The sequence below is a fragment of the Fundidesulfovibrio agrisoli genome, assembly GCF_022808715.1.
In the GTDB taxonomy this organism is placed as follows: domain Bacteria; phylum Desulfobacterota; class Desulfovibrionia; order Desulfovibrionales; family Desulfovibrionaceae; genus Fundidesulfovibrio; species Fundidesulfovibrio agrisoli.
Map to the genome: position 1 here is coordinate 26,074 of NZ_JAKZKX010000022.1, position 14,764 is coordinate 40,837.

General features: G+C 65.2%; 17 protein-coding genes. 13 read left to right on the forward strand and 4 right to left on the reverse strand.

What is annotated here, in order from left to right; translation table 11 throughout:
* Positions 1–87: 87 nt before the first annotated feature.
* The 4 genes from MLE27_RS14325 to MLE27_RS14340 form a co-directional block, all read right to left on the reverse strand.
* Positions 88–537, reverse strand: a complete 450-nt coding sequence (locus tag MLE27_RS14325) for a FadR/GntR family transcriptional regulator (RefSeq protein ID WP_243312774.1) — start codon at positions 535–537, stop codon at positions 88–90.
* 42 nt (positions 538–579) lie between these two features.
* On the reverse strand, positions 580–996 hold the full coding sequence (locus MLE27_RS14330; protein WP_243312775.1) for a hypothetical protein: 417 nt from the start codon (positions 994–996) through the stop codon (positions 580–582).
* A gap of 89 nt (positions 997–1,085) precedes the next feature.
* Positions 1,086–1,427, reverse strand: coding sequence for a DsrE family protein (locus MLE27_RS14335; protein WP_243312776.1), 342 nt, complete (start codon positions 1,425–1,427; stop codon positions 1,086–1,088).
* An 18-nt stretch (positions 1,428–1,445) separates the two neighbouring features.
* Complete coding sequence (locus MLE27_RS14340) at positions 1,446–2,150, reverse strand: acyltransferase (protein ID WP_243312777.1); 705 nt, start codon at positions 2,148–2,150, stop codon at positions 1,446–1,448.
* A 908-nt stretch (positions 2,151–3,058) separates the two neighbouring features.
* On the opposite strand from MLE27_RS14340, the gene MLE27_RS14345 reads away from it, so the two are divergent.
* The 13 genes from MLE27_RS14345 to MLE27_RS14405 are packed head-to-tail and all read left to right on the forward strand — an operon-like array spanning position 3,059 to position 14,671.
* On the forward strand, positions 3,059–3,469 hold the full coding sequence (locus tag MLE27_RS14345; RefSeq protein ID WP_243312778.1) for an NADH-quinone oxidoreductase subunit A: 411 nt from the start codon (positions 3,059–3,061) through the stop codon (positions 3,467–3,469).
* Positions 3,466–4,014 (forward strand): NADH-quinone oxidoreductase subunit B, encoded by a 549-nt coding sequence (locus MLE27_RS14350; protein WP_423747985.1) that lies wholly within the window; start codon positions 3,466–3,468, stop codon positions 4,012–4,014. Before MLE27_RS14345 ends, MLE27_RS14350 begins: the two co-directional genes overlap by 4 nt.
* Positions 4,015–4,016: 2 nt before the next feature.
* Positions 4,017–4,625 (forward strand): NADH-quinone oxidoreductase subunit C, encoded by a 609-nt coding sequence (locus tag MLE27_RS14355; RefSeq protein WP_243312780.1) that lies wholly within the window; start codon positions 4,017–4,019, stop codon positions 4,623–4,625.
* Positions 4,622–5,740, forward strand: a complete 1,119-nt coding sequence (locus tag MLE27_RS14360) for an NADH-quinone oxidoreductase subunit D (protein ID WP_243312781.1) — start codon at positions 4,622–4,624, stop codon at positions 5,738–5,740. Before MLE27_RS14355 ends, MLE27_RS14360 begins: the two co-directional genes overlap by 4 nt.
* Before the next feature lie 10 nt (positions 5,741–5,750).
* Positions 5,751–6,743 carry an NADH-quinone oxidoreductase subunit NuoH gene (gene nuoH / locus MLE27_RS14365; protein WP_243312782.1) on the forward strand — a complete coding sequence of 331 codons (993 nt, stop codon included), beginning with the start codon at positions 5,751–5,753 and terminating at the stop codon, positions 6,741–6,743.
* 2 nt (positions 6,744–6,745) lie between these two features.
* A complete protein-coding gene (locus MLE27_RS14370; RefSeq protein ID WP_243312783.1) occupies positions 6,746–7,189 on the forward strand; it encodes a NuoI/complex I 23 kDa subunit family protein in 444 nt (147 codons plus the stop codon).
* Positions 7,186–7,761 (forward strand): NADH-quinone oxidoreductase subunit J family protein, encoded by a 576-nt coding sequence (locus MLE27_RS14375; protein WP_243312784.1) that lies wholly within the window; start codon positions 7,186–7,188, stop codon positions 7,759–7,761. Before MLE27_RS14370 ends, MLE27_RS14375 begins: the two co-directional genes overlap by 4 nt.
* Positions 7,762–8,091, forward strand: a complete 330-nt coding sequence (nuoK, locus tag MLE27_RS14380; RefSeq protein ID WP_243312785.1) for an NADH-quinone oxidoreductase subunit NuoK — start codon at positions 7,762–7,764, stop codon at positions 8,089–8,091.
* 18 nt (positions 8,092–8,109) lie between these two features.
* Positions 8,110–9,606, forward strand: coding sequence for a monovalent cation/H+ antiporter subunit D family protein (locus MLE27_RS14385; RefSeq protein ID WP_243312786.1), 1,497 nt, complete (start codon positions 8,110–8,112; stop codon positions 9,604–9,606).
* Positions 9,603–9,854: a hypothetical protein gene (locus tag MLE27_RS14390; protein ID WP_243312787.1), complete on the forward strand. Its 252-nt coding sequence runs from the start codon at positions 9,603–9,605 to the stop codon at positions 9,852–9,854. Before MLE27_RS14385 ends, MLE27_RS14390 begins: the two co-directional genes overlap by 4 nt.
* Entirely contained in the window at positions 9,847–11,640 is a 1,794-nt protein-coding gene (locus MLE27_RS14395) for a Na(+)/H(+) antiporter subunit D (RefSeq protein ID WP_243312788.1), read from the forward strand. The genes MLE27_RS14390 and MLE27_RS14395 overlap by 8 nt, the downstream gene beginning before the upstream one ends.
* A gap of 51 nt (positions 11,641–11,691) precedes the next feature.
* Entirely contained in the window at positions 11,692–13,215 is a 1,524-nt protein-coding gene (locus MLE27_RS14400) for an NADH-quinone oxidoreductase subunit M (RefSeq protein WP_243312789.1), read from the forward strand.
* A 34-nt stretch (positions 13,216–13,249) separates the two neighbouring features.
* The gene (locus MLE27_RS14405; RefSeq protein WP_243312790.1) at positions 13,250–14,671 is read left to right on the forward strand and encodes an NADH-quinone oxidoreductase subunit N; all 1,422 of its coding nucleotides are present in this window, start codon (positions 13,250–13,252) and stop codon (positions 14,669–14,671) included.
* Positions 14,672–14,764 lie beyond the last annotated feature (93 nt).

A 14,764-nucleotide genomic window follows, 5' to 3' on the forward strand; every position in this document is an offset into this window, starting at 1 on the left:
GCCCATGGCGGGGTCCAGGCGCAAAAAAGGCCCGGGGAGCCGCCTCCCCGGGCCGATTCATGCGTTTTTAGCCTTGCCGCCCGCCGCTCAGATTTCCGCCCGGGGCGGCACGGCGCTGCCCTCCACCCCGCGCAGGTGCTCGCGCATGGCCTGCGCGCTCAGCTCCGGGTCGCCCGCTTCCAAGCCCTTGACGATGAGCGCGTGGGCGTCGAGCGAGGCCGCGATCCGTTGCGGGCTCATCAGGTGCTCGTCCCTGCTCTCGGCCAGCAGGTCGTGGAGCATGGCCGCCACCTCCCAGAGCACCTCGTTGCCGCTGGCCTTGGCCAGGGCCATGTGGAAGCGGGTGTCCAGCGCGGAGAAGTCCTCCGGGCCGGCGTGACGCTGTTTCTCCAGGATGCGGCGGATGCGCTCCAGGTCCTCCGGGGTGCGGCGCAGCGCGGCCAGCGCGGCCACCTCGGGCTCCAGGATGAGCCGCAGCTCCATGACCTCGCGCAGCCGCCCGGGGCGCTGCCCGGCCTGCTTTTGCAACCTGCTCATGAGCAGGGATGTCTCCTTGCCGATCATGAGGGCCGCACAGCGCTATTCCACGCGCATCATCTTGTAGACGACATTGCGGCCGGGGTACTGCATGAGCACCTCCCCGTTCTCCACATAGAAGACAACGCCGTCCACGCCGGAGGTCATGCGGTCGCCGTCGATGGTGAAATCGGCCCAGCCCTTGAAGGCGATCTTCTTGTAGGAGTCATAATAGTAATAGACCGCGTACTTGTCGCCCTTCTGCACCAGCCAGTAGTTGAAGGCCCAGGGCTTGTTGAGCTCGGACGGGGCCGAGCGCCGCCAATAACCCAGGAGCAGCGGGTTGGGCGCTTTGTTCACCTTGGCGTAGACCGTCGGGGTTGTTTCGATGTCGGCGGGCTTGATGGGCGTGATGCCGCCACAGGCCGCGCACAGCAGCAGCACCGCGAGTACGGAGACGGAAGCGCAATGTTTCAGCATAAGATTCTCCTTGGCGTGAAACCGGTATCGAGGCGAACCACTATTGAATGTTATGCCCGCAGCCGGGGCAGACGTAAAGCCCAAAAGCCTCAGGGCTTCACGTAGGCGTAGCCCTCGCCCTGCAGGCGCACCAGTTCGACGATGGCCGCCGGGACCACCTCGCACCCAGGCACGAGAAAATCAGGAAACAGGCTGAAATCGTTCAATGAATTGGCGCAGGCCCGCACGCTGACGCCCTGCGCCAGCAGGTTCGAGAGGGTGGCGGCGTGGTCGGGGTTGGCCTTGCCCAGGAGCTGCACGGCCGGGCCGTTGGCCACCAGCACGATGGAGGCGGGCGCTCCGGCCAGGGCTTTCAAGGCGTTGGCTGCGTTGCGCGCGGCAACGGCGAGGCGGTCGTCCGCGGTGTCCACATGGAGCAGGAGCTTGAACATGGCGCCCTCCGGGGAGGATTACGGTTTCTTCACGGCGGCCGGCCGGCCGTCCTCCAGGATGAAATTCTGCCCGCAGGCCCCGCAGGCGCAGGCCTCGCCCGCGCCGAAATCCAGGCGCTCCCCGCAGTAGCAGACCCAGCCCGCCTGTCGGGCGGGCACGCCCATGACCAGGGCGTGGGGCGGCACATCCGCCGTGACCACGGCCCCGGCCGCGACCATGGCGTAGGCCCCGATCTCATGGCCGCAGACCACGGTGCTGTTGGCCCCCAGGGTCGCGCCCCGGCGCACCAGCGTTGGGCGGTACTCGTGCCTGCGGCAGACGAAGGCACGGGGGGTGAGCACGTTGGTGAACACGCAGGACGGCCCGCAGAACACGTCGTCCTCCAGGACCACGCCATCATATATGGAGACGTTGTTCTGGATCTTCACGCCGTTGCCGATTCGCGCCGTGCCCGTCACGCAGACGTTCTGGCCAAGGGTGCTGTTCTCCCCGATTTCGGCCCCGGAATACACGTGGCAGAAGTGCCAGATGCAGGTGCCGCGCCCCACGCGCGCGCCTTTGTCCACGCAGGCGGTGGGGTGCACCTGGGCGGCGGGGTGCACGCCGTTTTCCTCTGTTTCAGGTGCAGAACCGGCCGGAAGCCGGGCATCGTAGGGGAAGGGCTGCATGGTCCGGTGGTAGAGGGCATGCCCCGGGGTGTCAAGGATGGACGGGGCCTTCATGACTCCTGCCGCACGATGCGAACGTACACGCCCCCCGCGAAGGCTTCCTCCGTTGATCTCCGGGCTCATCCGGTTGCGATCGGCGCCCCGCCGCGGCGAATCGCTGGTTCATTTCGCGCCCATTCGCGGTGCGGACCGGGCCAGCGGCGCTTCACCGGCATGCCCCGCCCACGCCCGGCAGGGCCGAATGGAAAAAATGCCACACCCCATGTAACAAAATGCACACTCTACGGGTCTGATTTGGCCCCACGACAGGCGCCCCCAACCGCCCAAACTCCCCCGCAGGCCGCGCGGACTCTGCACCTTGAAAACCTGGAGCCCTTTCGGCACGCGGTTTGCTCAAGGCTGACCGCGCCCGGCGCGGACCCTTTAAGGACTACAAAAAGTGGAATTGGAACCGTAGCGGATTCAAAATAAAAAGTTTATTTCTCATGAATTCTTTCACAAAGGCATCCCCGAGTTGTTCCCTGGCGGACAGCCCCCAGTGTTACCATTTGCGACTTTCATGACACTGATCGCGCATCATGCTGTTATAATATGATGTTTCTGAACATTCCCCCGGATATCCGTCAACCCGCTCCCATCGGGATGCACACCCGCCCGCAAATTTTGAGATTGGGGTTGCATAACCCTTACAAGTGGAGCATAGTAGGTCAACCTCCTGGAATAAGAAGACTTGCCGGATTGCAAGGCCTGTTGCGGATGGAAACTGTGGGCAGTTGTTTTTGTACACAAGTTTGCGACACGCCAGAGCCGTGTCCACAACATGGCAAGACGCCCGGCATGGAGTCCGGGCGGCGCAGCGCGCAACGCCCGCAGACCCCGCGGCACCGCCGGCGGCGCACCGGCACCCGGGAAGTGCAGTTCCTTGATCGGCTATTGAAGCGAACAGCAAGGAGTGACGTCTCGTGAACGAAAACGCCACGCTCGACCTTCTTTACGTCTTCGCCTTCTTCCTGGGCGGGCTGAGCTTCGCCCTGGGCCCGTTCGTCATCGTCTACCTTCTCTCGCCGCGCTCCACCCGCAGCACGCGCGGCCAGACCCGCCAGTTCATCGAATGCGGCGTGCCCCCCATCGGCGACGCCTGGATCAAGTTCGGCGTGGTCTACTACCTCTACGCGCTGATGTTCGTGGCCTTCGCGGTGGACATCCTGTTCCTGTTCCCGGTGGCCCTGGTCTACAACAGGCCCGGCCCCGCTGGCGACCTGCGCGCCTTCGTCGAGATACTGATCTTCGTGGCGATCCTTTCGCTGGTGATCCTCTACGCATGGAAAAAGGGAGTGTTCAGGTGGCAACGCAAGACGTTCTCCAATCGATAGTGCACTTCTCGCAGCTCGACAAACTCGTCGAGCTGTGCCGGGCCAACTCCCTGTGGCCCATGACCTTCGGCCTGGCCTGCTGCGCCATCGAGATGATGGCCACGGGCGCCTCCCGGTTCGACCTGGCGCGCTTCGGGGCCGAGGTGTTCCGCCCGTCGCCCCGCCAGAGCGACGTGATGATCGTCACCGGGACCATCAACAAGAAGATGGCTCCCGCCGTCCAGACCCTCTACGACCAGATGCCCGAGCCCAAGTGGGTCATCGCCATGGGCAACTGCGCCATCTCCGGCGGGCCCTTCGTGTTCGAGGGGCAGTACAACGTGGTGGAGGGGGCCTCCAAGCTCTTCCCGGTGGACGTGTTCATCCCCGGATGCCCGCCCAGGCCCGAAGCTCTCATCGAGGGCATCCTGCTCTTGGAGGAGAAGATGACCGGCACCCGGCGCTGGCCCCGCGTGGTGGTGGACCCCATGCCCCGCCAGCCTCTGCCCCCCGAGGATGAGGAACAGGGCGAGCCCGCAACCGAGACCAAGGCGGAGGCCAGCTGACCATGGACGCAGACACCCTCAAGCAAAAGCTCGCGGCGCTGCCCTCCGCCGCCGTGCAGGAGCTCGACCACGCCCGCAGGGGCTTCTCCCTGGACGTGAGCCTGCCCCCCGCGCAGTTGGTTGCGGCCGTCACCATCCTGGACGAGGCCGGTTACTTCATCGAGACCATCACCGGGGTGGACTGGCTGGGCGAGAACGCCGCCAGGATAAAAGAGGCCCAGGCCGCGGCGGCCGCCAAAAAGGCAGCCGCCGCCAAGAAGGCCGCCGAGGCCCGCAAGGCGGCTGAGGAGGCCGGGGAGCCCCTGCCGGAGGAGGCCGCTCCGGAAGTTGAAGAAGAGGCCCCCGCGCCGGAACCCGCCGTGGACGACCTGGAGGCCATCTACGACTTCAACCGCTACGACCGCTGCCACAGGGTGACCCTGCGCACCCGCGCCCCCCGTGACAAACCCTCGGTGCCAAGCATCGTCCACATCTACCAGGCCGCCCACTGGCACGAGCGCGAGACCCACGACTTCTTCGGCATCAAATTCGAGGGCCACGGCTACCTGGTGCCCCTGCTGCTGCCCGAGGACGCCGACTACCACCCCCTCCGCAAGGACTACAGCGCATGACAGCCATCGCCCAAAGCGCAAGCAGCGAGACTTTCGTCCTGAACCTGGGGCCGCAGCATCCCGCCACGCACGGCGTTCTGCGCGTGAAGCTGGTCATGGACGGGGAGTACATCGTCGAGGCCGAGCCCGTGCTGGGCTACATCCACCGCATGCACGAGAAGATGGGCGAAAACCGGACCTGGGCGCAGTTCCTGCCCAACACCGGCCGCATGGATTACCTGCACGCCCTGGCCTACAACCACAACTACGTCTGCCTGGTGGAGCGCGCCGCCAGCATCGAGGTGCCCGAGCGCGCCGAATACATCCGGGTCATCACCAACGAGCTCAACCGCATCTCCAGCCATCTGCTCTGGTTCGGGGCCTTCGTGCTGGACCTGGGCGGCTTCTCCCCCCTGCTCTACGCCTTCGACGACAGGGAGCAGATCCTGGATCTGCTGGAATCCGTCACCGGGTCGCGGTTGACCTACTGCTATTTCCGCTTCGGCGGCGTCTACAACGATGTCGACCAGGACTTCCTCGACGGCTGCAAGGCCTTCGTGGCCCGGCTGCGCGAGCGCATGCCCATGTACCACAACCTGGTCACCAAGAACATCATCCTGATGAAGCGCCTGCAGGACATCGGCTTCATCGACGCCGAGATGTGCCGCAAGTACGGGGCCACCGGCCCGGTGGCCAGGGGCGCGGGCATCGACTTCGACGTGCGCCGCCACGAGCCCTACTCCGTCTACCCCCGCTTCGATTTCGACATCCCCGTGTACCCGGGCTGCGACTCCATGGCCCGCTACATGGTGCGCATGGACGAGATGGAGCAGAGCATGCGCATCATCGAGCAGGCCGTGGGCGCAATCCCCGAAGGGCCGGTCATGGCCGCCAAGGCGCCCAAGATCATCAAGCCGCCCAAGGGCGACTACTACCACGCCGTGGAGACCGCTCGCGGCTCCTTCGGCATCCGCGCCGTCAGCGACGGCACCAACACGCCCTACAGGATGAAGCTGCGCACCCCGAGCTTCTCCAACCTGGTGACCTTCGGCGAGGCCGCCAAGGGGATGCTCCTGCCCGACGCCCTGGCGCTGATGGGCAGCCTGGACCTGGTCATACCCGAGATCGACCGCTGAGGTGGGCAATATGACGATCGACTCCGAACTGTTGCGGCTTCTGCTCTACGTGGTGGGCTTCATCGCCTTCATCGCCACCAACGCCGCCTATCTGGTCTGGCTGGAGCGCAAGGAGGCGGGGCACATCCAGTGCCGCATCGGCCCCAAGGAGGTCGGCCCCTTCGGCCTGCTCCAGCCCGTGGCCGACGGCCTCAAGCTCATGACCAAGCAGCTCATCATCCCCAAGGGGGCGGACTCCTTCCTGTTCCGCCTGGGCCCCGTGCTGGTGATGACGCCCGCCGTGATGTGCTTCGTGACCATCCCCTACAGCGACACCATCGTGGCCCGTAACCTCGACGTGGGGCTGCTAGCCATCTTCGCCTTCGCCTCGGTGAACGTGCTGGGCCTGCTGCTGGGCGCGTGGGGCTCGCGCAACAAGTACGCCGTGATCTCGGCGGCGCGCGTGGTCTCGCAGAACGTGGCCTACGAGATTCCGATGCTCATCGTCATCGTGACCATGGTCATGGTCACCGGGACCATGAACCTGCACGAGGTGGTCACCAGCCAGAACGGCGGCTTCTGGCACTGGAACATCTTCCGCTTCTCGGCCAGCCCGCTGATGCCAGTGGCCTTCCTGATCTACTTCGTGTGCATGCTGGCCGAGACCAACCGCGCACCCTTCGACATGGCAGAGGCCGAGAGCGAACTCGTCGCGGGCGCCTTCACCGAATACCCGGGCATGGGCTTCGGCGTGTTCTTCATGGGCGAGTACGCCAACATCGTGGTGGGCACGAGCATGGCCACCATCCTGTTCCTTGGCGGCTGGAACTGCCCCTTCGGGCTCTGGCCGGGCCTGCACTGGTTCCTCATCAAGATGTACGCGCTGATCTTCACCGTGATCTGGATCAGGTGGACCTTCCCGCGCACCACGTTCTACTCGCTGCTCAACCTCTCCTGGAAGGTGCTGATCCCCGTGGCCTTCGCCAACCTGATCCTCACCAGCGCGCTGCTCAAGGTGCTCTAGCCATGAAAGCCTACATCAGAGACATCGTAAACGGCACGTGGAGCCTGCTGGTGGGCATGGCCATCACCATCAGGTACTTCTTCGGACCCGTGGTCACGCTGCAGTACCCGCACCAGACCGTGCCCATGAAGCCGCGCTTCCGGGGCCACATCGACCTGGTGCTCGACGAGCGCAAGGGCACCAACAAGTGCATCGTGTGCAACGCCTGCATGAAGACCTGCCCCTCGGGCTGCATCACCCTCGAGGGCGAGAAGCGCGAGGGCGTGAAGCAGAAGGTGCTCACCTACTACCAGCTCGATTTCACCAAGTGCAGCCTCTGCGGCCTGTGCGTGGAGGTCTGCCCCACGGCCGCCCTCGACTTCTCCAAGGACTACAACCTGGTGGGGTCGCAGGAGTCCGAATTCGTCTTCGACCTGCTCAAGCGGCTGGAGGAACGCAAGCAATGACCACGCAGACCTTCCCCGTGGAGGCCCTGGCGGGCCTCCTGCTGACGCCCCCAGGGTTCACGGCTTCGCAGGCCCTGACGGGGCTGCTCTTCCTGGGCTTCGTGGCCATCACCCTTGCCGGCGCCGTGGTGGCCACCGGGGCGCGCATGCTGGTGCGCAGCGTCGCCGGGCTGGCCCTGTGCTTCCTGGGCGTTGCCGGCCTCTACTACTACCTCGCCAGCCCCTTCGTGGCCCTGATGCAGATTCTGATCTACATCGGCGCGGTGTGCGTCACCATCATCTTCGCGGTGATGCTGGCCGAGACCGCCGGGCAGGAGCGCGAGGTCAAGCGCAAGCCCGTGATGACCTTCCTGGGCGTGGCGGGCAGCGCCGCCATGACCGCCGCCCTGGCCTGGGTGGCCCTGGGCACGAAATGGTCCGGCGCGCCGGCCGCGCCCGAGGCCGGGTCGCTGGAAAAGGTGGGCCAGTCCCTGCTGACCACCTACAGCATGAGCTTCGAACTCATCTCCGTGGTGCTGCTGGTGGCCATCGTGGGCTCGCTGGTGCTGGCGCGGGCAGGGAGGGACAAGTAGATGTTCCAGATTCTCAACCTGGGCGGCAGCCTGGAGACCTACCTGGTCCTCGGGGCCGTGCTCTTCGGCTTCGGCCTCTTCGGCATGGCCCTGCGCAAGACCTTCATCGGGATGCTCATCGCCTCGGAGCTGATCCTCTCCGGGGCTTCGGTGAACTTCATGGCCTTCAACCACTTCCTCGCGCCGGACCCCACGGTGGGCCAGATCATCACCCTGTTCATCATGGCCATCGCCGCGGCCGAGGCAGCGATCGCGCTGAGCATCATCATCGCCATCTACCGCAACTACCGCTCCATCGACGCCGACACCCCGGCGGAGCTGAACGGTTAGCGGACAGGAGAGCCCGCCATGGACAGCGTCGAATCCATCAAGCCTTTGGCAGCCAGCCTGGCGGCCCTCGTGGGGGCCGTGCTGGTGATGCTCTCGGGCCGCAACCCCAACATCAGGGAGTCGTGGTCCAGCGTGGCCTCACTGGTGATGTTCGCCATCATCATGTCCATCGTGCCGGACGTGGCCCCCGCGCCCCTGGGCAAGGGCCTGACCCTGCACTACACCCTGTTCAGCATCCTGCCGGGCCTTTCGGTGACCTTCCGGGCGGACGCCTTCTCCATGGTCTTCGCCATGGTGGCCTCCTTCCTGTGGATCATCGCGGTGTTCTACTCGGCGGGCTACATGAGGGGCCTGCACGAACACGCCCAGACCCGCTTCAACGCCTGCTTCGCCCTGGCGCTGTTCGGGGCCGTGGGCGTGGCCTTCTCGGACAACCTGTTCACCCTCTACCTCTACTACGAGATCGTGAGCGTCTGCACCTACCCCCTGGTCGCACACCACCAGGACGAGGAGGGCTACGAAGGGGCCAAGAAGTACATCGTCTACCTGACCACCACGGCCAAGGGCCTGATCCTGCCGGCCATGATCGTGATCTACGTGCTCACCGGCACCCTGGACTTCGCCCACAACATCCACACCGGCATCTTCCCCCAGGGCGTCAACGACACCCTGGTGACCATCCTCTACTGGTGCTGCATCCTGGGCTTCGCCAAGAACGGCATCATGCCGTTCCACAACTGGCTTCCGGGCGCCATGGTCGCGCCCACGCCGGTCTCCGCCCTGCTGCACGCGGTGGCGGTGGTCAAGGTGGGCGTGTTCTGCACCACGCGCGTCATGCTCTACGTCTTCGGCACTGACCTGATGGGCGCGCTGAACCTGGGCGTGCCCACGGCGTACTTCGTCTCCTTCACGATCCTGGCGGCCTCCATCATCGCCCTCACCAAGGACAACCTGAAGGCCCGGCTGGCCTACTCCACGGTGAGCCAGCTCTCCTACATCGTGCTGGGCGTGGCCCTGCTCACGGTCGACGGCATCCAGGGCGGCATCGTGCACATCGCCAACCACGCCTTCTCCAAGATCACGCTCTTCTTCTGCGCGGGCGCCATCTACGTTGCCACGCACAAGAAATACATCTCCGAGATGGGGGGGCTGGGGCGCACCATGCCCTTCACCTTCGGGGCCTTCGCCATCGCCTCGCTCTCCATGATCGGCGCGCCGCCCGTTGCGGGCTTCGTGACCAAGTGGAAACTGCTGGTGGGCGCCATGGAGATGCCCACGCACTCCATGGGCATCCTGCTGGTGCTGCTGGCCAGTACGCTCCTGAACGTGGCCTACTTCGCCCCGGTGACCTACAAGGCCTTCTTCGGCAAGCGGCCCGAGGGCGAGGTCTCCGCGGGCATCAAGGAGGCCCCGCTCTCCATGGTCATCCCGATCCTGATCGCGGCGGCCATATCCGTGTACATAGGCATCTTCCCCGACACCATCATGCTCTTCGTCAAGGCGGTGACCGGATGATCGTCAAATTCATCGACTTCCTGCGCGACCGGCTCACCCTGGTGATCCGGTGCTGCATCGGCGTGCTGGCCCTGCTGGTGCTCTGGGACGCCCTGTTCGTCTCCAAGGAGCACGCGCACACCATGGTGGAGCACATCCCGGGCTTCTGGTCGCTGTTCGGGTTCGCGGCCTGCGTGATCATCATCATCGGTTCCAAGTGGTACGGCCACCAGGGGATCATGACCCGCGAGGACTACTACGATGACTGATCTCTGGATCCACCCCTCGCTCATCCTGATCCTGGGCGCGCTCGTGCTGCAGATCACCCCCAAGGCGATGCGCAAGGCCGTGCTGATCGCGGTGCCGGTGCTGGCCTTCCTGGACGTGCTCTCCATGCAGGGGCACTTCGGGGTCTACGGGCAGGCCCGCTTCCTGGACTGGACGCTCACCTTCGGGCGGGTCGACGGCCTCTCCATGGTCTTCGCCTACATCATGACGCTCATGTGCATCATCGGCACCATCTACGGGCTGCACGTGGAGAACACCTGGGAGCACCTGGCCGCCTGGATCTACGTGGCCGGGTCGCTCGGCGTGATCTTCTGCGGGGACTACCTGGTGCTGTTCCTGTTTTGGGAGCTGATGGCCTTCTCCTCGGTGTTCCTGGTCTGGTTCAGGGGCCGGAAGGAGTCGCTGGCCACGGGCTACCGGTACCTGCTGGTGCACACGGCGGGCGGGCTCATGCTGCTGGCGGGCCTTGTGCTGCGCTACCAAGCCACGGGGGGCGACATCTCCTTCGGGCCCATCGGAGTGGGCGACCCGCACCTCTACACCTGGCTCATCATGGCGGGCTTCATCCTCAACGCCGCCGTGCCCCCGCTGCACGCCTGGCTGCCCGACGCCTACGGCGAGGCCACGGTCTCGGGCGCGGTGTTCATGTGCGCCTTCACCACCAAGACGGCGGTCTACGCCCTGGCGCGCGGCTTCGCGGGCATGGAGATCCTGGTGCCCCTGGGCGTGTGCATGGCCCTCTACGGCGTCGTGTACGCGGTGCTCGAAAACGACGCCCGGCGGCTGCTGGCCTACCACATCATCAGCCAGGTGGGGTACATGGTGGCGGGCGTGGGCCTCGGCTCGCAGATGGCCATCAACGGGGCCTGCGCGCACGCCTTCGCGCACATCCTCTACAAGGGCCTGTTGTTCATGGGCTGCGGCTCGGTGCTGCAGATGACGGGCAAGAGCAAGTTCACGGAGCTGGGCGGGCTCTACAAGAAGATGCCCCGCGCCTTCCTGTTCACGCTCATAGGGGGCCTCTCGATCTCGGCCTTCCCCTTGTTCAGCGGCTTCGTGAGCAAATCCATGATCGTGGCCGCCGGTTTCGAGCAGCACAACCTCTGGGCCGCCTTCCTGCTGATGCTGGCCTCGGCGGGCACCTTCCTGCACACGGGCCTCAAGGTTCCCTATTACATCTGGTTCGGTAAGAACAACTGCAGCAAGGAGACCTGGGAAAAAGCCAAGGATCCGCCGCTGAACATGCAGGCGGCAATGCTCATCGCCTCCTTCCTGTGCATCTTCATCGGCTGCTACACGCCGTACCTCTACGACATGCTGCCCTACCCGGACGTGGCCGCGCAGTACCACCCGTACGACACCTACCACCTGTCCGAGACGCTGCAGATCCTGCTGTTCACGGCCCTGGGCTTCTTCCTGCTGCTCAAGAAGCTCACCCCTGAGGCCGTCATCAGCCTGGACATGGACTGGTTCTACCGCATGGGCGGCCGCGCCTTCTTCTGGCTGGCGCGCAAGCCCATCCAGTCCGCCGACGACACCGTGAGCGAGGCCTACAACACCATCGGGCTCATCCCCCTGATGAAGACCTCGCGCTTCTGGTCCTGGTTCGACTGGAACATCCTCGACGGCGTGATCGACGGCACGGCGCGAGGCGTGCGCGAGACGGGCGGCGTGCTGCGCGGGGCGCAGGCCGGGCGCCTGCAGTACAACATCATCCTGATGCTGGCGGTGGTCGCCGTGGTGCTCGTCGTCCTGGCCGCGGCCTGAGCCCGTGAAGCCCTGGCCGTGCCTCGATCTCATTGAGCAAGGAGCGTGGGAATGGACTTTCTGACCATGAATACATTCGGGTTCCCGATCCTCTCGCTACTGATCTTCCTGCCGTTGGCGGGAGCGGTGGTGGCCCTGATGCTGCCGGGCGAGAACGCGGTGAAGGTGTGGAGCCTGATCGTCACCCTGGCCGTGGCGGCCCTCTCCCTGCCTGTGTGGTGGGGGTTCGACACCACCTCGCACCTCTACCAGTTCGGCGAGCACGCCGCCTGGATTCCCACGCTGAACATCAACTACACCCTGGGCGTGGACGGCATCTCCATCCTGCTGGTGATGATGACCACGCTCATCATGCCGCTGTGCGTGCTGGGCTCCTGGCGCTACATCACCACGCGGGTGCGCGAGTTCATGATCTGCCTGCTCATCATGGAGACCTCCATGCTGGGCGTGTTCATGGCCCTGGACCTGGTGCTCTTCTACGTGCTCTGGGAGGCCATGCTCATCCCCATGTACCTGCTCATCGCGGTCTGGGGCGGCCCCCGCAAGACCTACGCCTCCATCAAGTTCTTTTTGTACACCCTGGCCGGGTCGGTGCTGCTGCTGGTCGCCATCGTGGCGCTCTACATCAGCCAGGGCACCTTCAGCATCCCGGCGCTCATGGGCCAGAACTACTCGTCGACCTTCCAGCTCTACGTGTTCCTGGCCTTCTTCATCGCCTTCGCCATCAAGGTGCCCATGTTCCCCTTCCACACCTGGCTGCCCGCGGCCCACGTGGAGGCGCCCACGGCGGGTTCGGTCATCCTGGCCTCGGTGCTCCTGAAGATGGGCACCTACGGCTTCCTGCGCTTCTGCCTGCCCATCACCCCGGCGGCCACGGTGGGGCTGATGCCCTTCCTGCAGTGGCTCTCGGTGGCGGGCATCCTCTATGGGGGGTTCACGGCCCTGGCCCAGCAGGACATGAAGAAGCTCATCGCCTACTCCTCGGTGGGGCACATGGGCTTCGTGACCCTGGGCATCTTCGCGCTCAACCAGCGCGGCATCGAGGGCGCGGTGCTCCAGATGATAAACCACGGCGTGACCACGGGCGCGCTGTTCTTCTGCGTGGGCATGGTCTACGAGCGCAGCCACAGCCGCGAGCTGTCGGCCGCCGCCGGGCTTGGCCGCTTCATGCCCATCTACGTGACCTACCTGACGGTCTTCTCACTCTCATCCCTGGCCTTCCCGGGCACCAACAGCTTCGTGGGCGAGTTCCTGATCCTGGCGGGGGCCTTCTTCAACAACAAGATCGTGGCTGCCTGCGCCGTGCCCGGCGCCATCCTGGCGGCGGCCTACATGTTCAGGATGCTGCAGCGCGTCATCTGGGGCGGCACCGCCAACCCGGACCAGTCCAAGATGTTCGACCTCAACTGGCGCGAGACCGTGACCCTGGCCCCGCTGCTCGTCTTCGTGTTCTGGATCGGCCTGGCCCCCGAGCCCTTCCTCAAGGCCATACGCCCGAGCATCACCAACCTCATCGCGCAGACCGCGTATACGGCCCAGAACTCGCTGGCGCTCACCGAGCTGATGCCGCGCTGAACGGAAAACAGGACTTACAAACCAAGGCCAACATATGAACGCACTGCTCTTCGCTCCTGAACTGGTCCTCATCATAGGCGGGCTCGTGGTCTTCGGCCTGAGCATGGTCTCGGTGCCCCCGGGTGCGGTCAGGAAGATCACCCTGGCCCTGGCCCTGTGCACCATCGCGGCCTGCGTGCTCACCCTGCCGCTGAAAGGCAGCCTGTTCTACGACGCCTACCGGGTGGACCTGTTCTCCCAGATCGTGAAGCTGGCCCTGGCCGCCGGTTTCGCCCTGGTGCTGCTCTTCGGCACGGACCTCAAGGACGTGGCCGAGGACATCCGCCCCGAATACTACTTCTTCCTCATCACGAGCATGCTGGGGCTGACCCTGCTGGCCAGCAGCGTGGAGCTTCTGACCCTGTTCCTGTCGCTGGAGCTGTCTTCGTACTCGTTGTACCTGCTGGTGCCCATGCGCGACGAGCGCGGCGGCATGCGCGAGCAGATGGAGGCGGCGGTCAAGTACATCCTGTTCGGCGTGGTGGCCACGGGCATCATGCTCTTCGGCATGAGCTACGTTTTCGGGCTCACCGGCACCACCTACCTGTACAAGCTGCTCCCGGCCATGCACGCCGTGATGGGCCAGCCCGTGGCCTGGGTGGCGCTGCTCATGATGCTGTGCGGGTTCTTGTTCAAGCTGGCGGTGTTCCCGTTCCATTTCTGGTCGCCCGACGTGTACCAGGGGGCCTCCAACGACACCACGGCCTTCATCGCCTCCATCCCCAAGGTGGCGGCGGTGGCCATCCTGGCGCGGTTCTGCGCCCTCGCCACCCCCGAGACCCAGGCCGTGATCACCACGCTCACGGCGCTCTCCATCGCCTCCATGTTCTACGGCAACCTGGTGGCCCTGGTGCAGACGGACATCAAGCGCATGCTGGGCTTCTCCGGCATCGCCCACGCGGGCTACATCCTGCTAGGCTTCGTGACCATGCAGGCTTTGGGCTTCGCCACCGCGCTCTACTACGTGGCGGGCTACCTGGTGATGATGCTGGCGGCCTTCCTGGTGATCTGCACGGTGTCGCCCACGGGCGCCAACGTCACCATCAAGGATTTGAACGGCCTGCACAGGCGCTCGCCCCTGCTGGCCTTCACCCTGGCGGTGAGCATGTTCGCCCTGGCGGGCATACCGCCGTTCGTCGGGTTCATGGGCAAGTTCATGCTGCTGACCGGGGCCTACAAGGCCGGGCACCTGATGCTGGTCATCATGGCGGCGATCAACACGGCGATCTCCATCTACTACTATCTGCAGGTGGTGCGGGCCATCTACACCGTGCCCCCGCAGAGCGACGACGCCATCGGGCTGGAGCCCGGCGTGCGCGTGGCCAGCGTTGTCCTGCTGGCGGCGATCATCGCCCTGGGCTTGGCCCCCGACGCCATCGTGCAGATGACCTCCACCGCTGTGAAGGCCATCATGTAGATATTCGCGCCGCCCGCGCCCCACAAAAACCCGGCCCCCGCAGGCGCATGCCTGCGGGGGCCGGCTTCTTTACCATACTGCCGCTCTTGGGAT

Excerpts from the sequence above, each read along its gene's own strand:
- MLE27_RS14405 (WP_243312790.1), top strand. The coding sequence starts at position 13,250 with ATGAACGCACTGCTCTTCGCTCCTGAACTGGTCCTCATCATAGGCGGG.
- MLE27_RS14355 (WP_243312780.1), top strand. The coding sequence starts at position 4,017 with ATGGACGCAGACACCCTCAAGCAAAAGCTCGCGGCGCTGCCCTCCGCC.
- nuoH (WP_243312782.1), top strand. The coding sequence starts at position 5,751 with ATGACGATCGACTCCGAACTGTTGCGGCTTCTGCTCTACGTGGTGGGC.
- MLE27_RS14360 (WP_243312781.1), top strand. The coding sequence starts at position 4,622 with ATGACAGCCATCGCCCAAAGCGCAAGCAGCGAGACTTTCGTCCTGAAC.
- MLE27_RS14330 (WP_243312775.1), bottom strand. The coding sequence starts at position 996 with ATGCTGAAACATTGCGCTTCCGTCTCCGTACTCGCGGTGCTGCTGCTG.
- MLE27_RS14395 (WP_243312788.1), top strand. The coding sequence starts at position 9,847 with ATGACTGATCTCTGGATCCACCCCTCGCTCATCCTGATCCTGGGCGCG.
- MLE27_RS14385 (WP_243312786.1), top strand. The coding sequence starts at position 8,110 with ATGGACAGCGTCGAATCCATCAAGCCTTTGGCAGCCAGCCTGGCGGCC.
- MLE27_RS14335 (WP_243312776.1), bottom strand. The coding sequence starts at position 1,427 with ATGTTCAAGCTCCTGCTCCATGTGGACACCGCGGACGACCGCCTCGCC.
- MLE27_RS14325 (WP_243312774.1), bottom strand. The coding sequence starts at position 537 with ATGAGCAGGTTGCAAAAGCAGGCCGGGCAGCGCCCCGGGCGGCTGCGC.
- MLE27_RS14390 (WP_243312787.1), top strand. The coding sequence starts at position 9,603 with ATGATCGTCAAATTCATCGACTTCCTGCGCGACCGGCTCACCCTGGTG.
- nuoK (WP_243312785.1), top strand. The coding sequence starts at position 7,762 with ATGTTCCAGATTCTCAACCTGGGCGGCAGCCTGGAGACCTACCTGGTC.
- MLE27_RS14340 (WP_243312777.1), bottom strand. The coding sequence starts at position 2,150 with ATGAAGGCCCCGTCCATCCTTGACACCCCGGGGCATGCCCTCTACCAC.
- MLE27_RS14370 (WP_243312783.1), top strand. The coding sequence starts at position 6,746 with ATGAAAGCCTACATCAGAGACATCGTAAACGGCACGTGGAGCCTGCTG.
- MLE27_RS14400 (WP_243312789.1), top strand. The coding sequence starts at position 11,692 with ATGGACTTTCTGACCATGAATACATTCGGGTTCCCGATCCTCTCGCTA.
- MLE27_RS14375 (WP_243312784.1), top strand. The coding sequence starts at position 7,186 with ATGACCACGCAGACCTTCCCCGTGGAGGCCCTGGCGGGCCTCCTGCTG.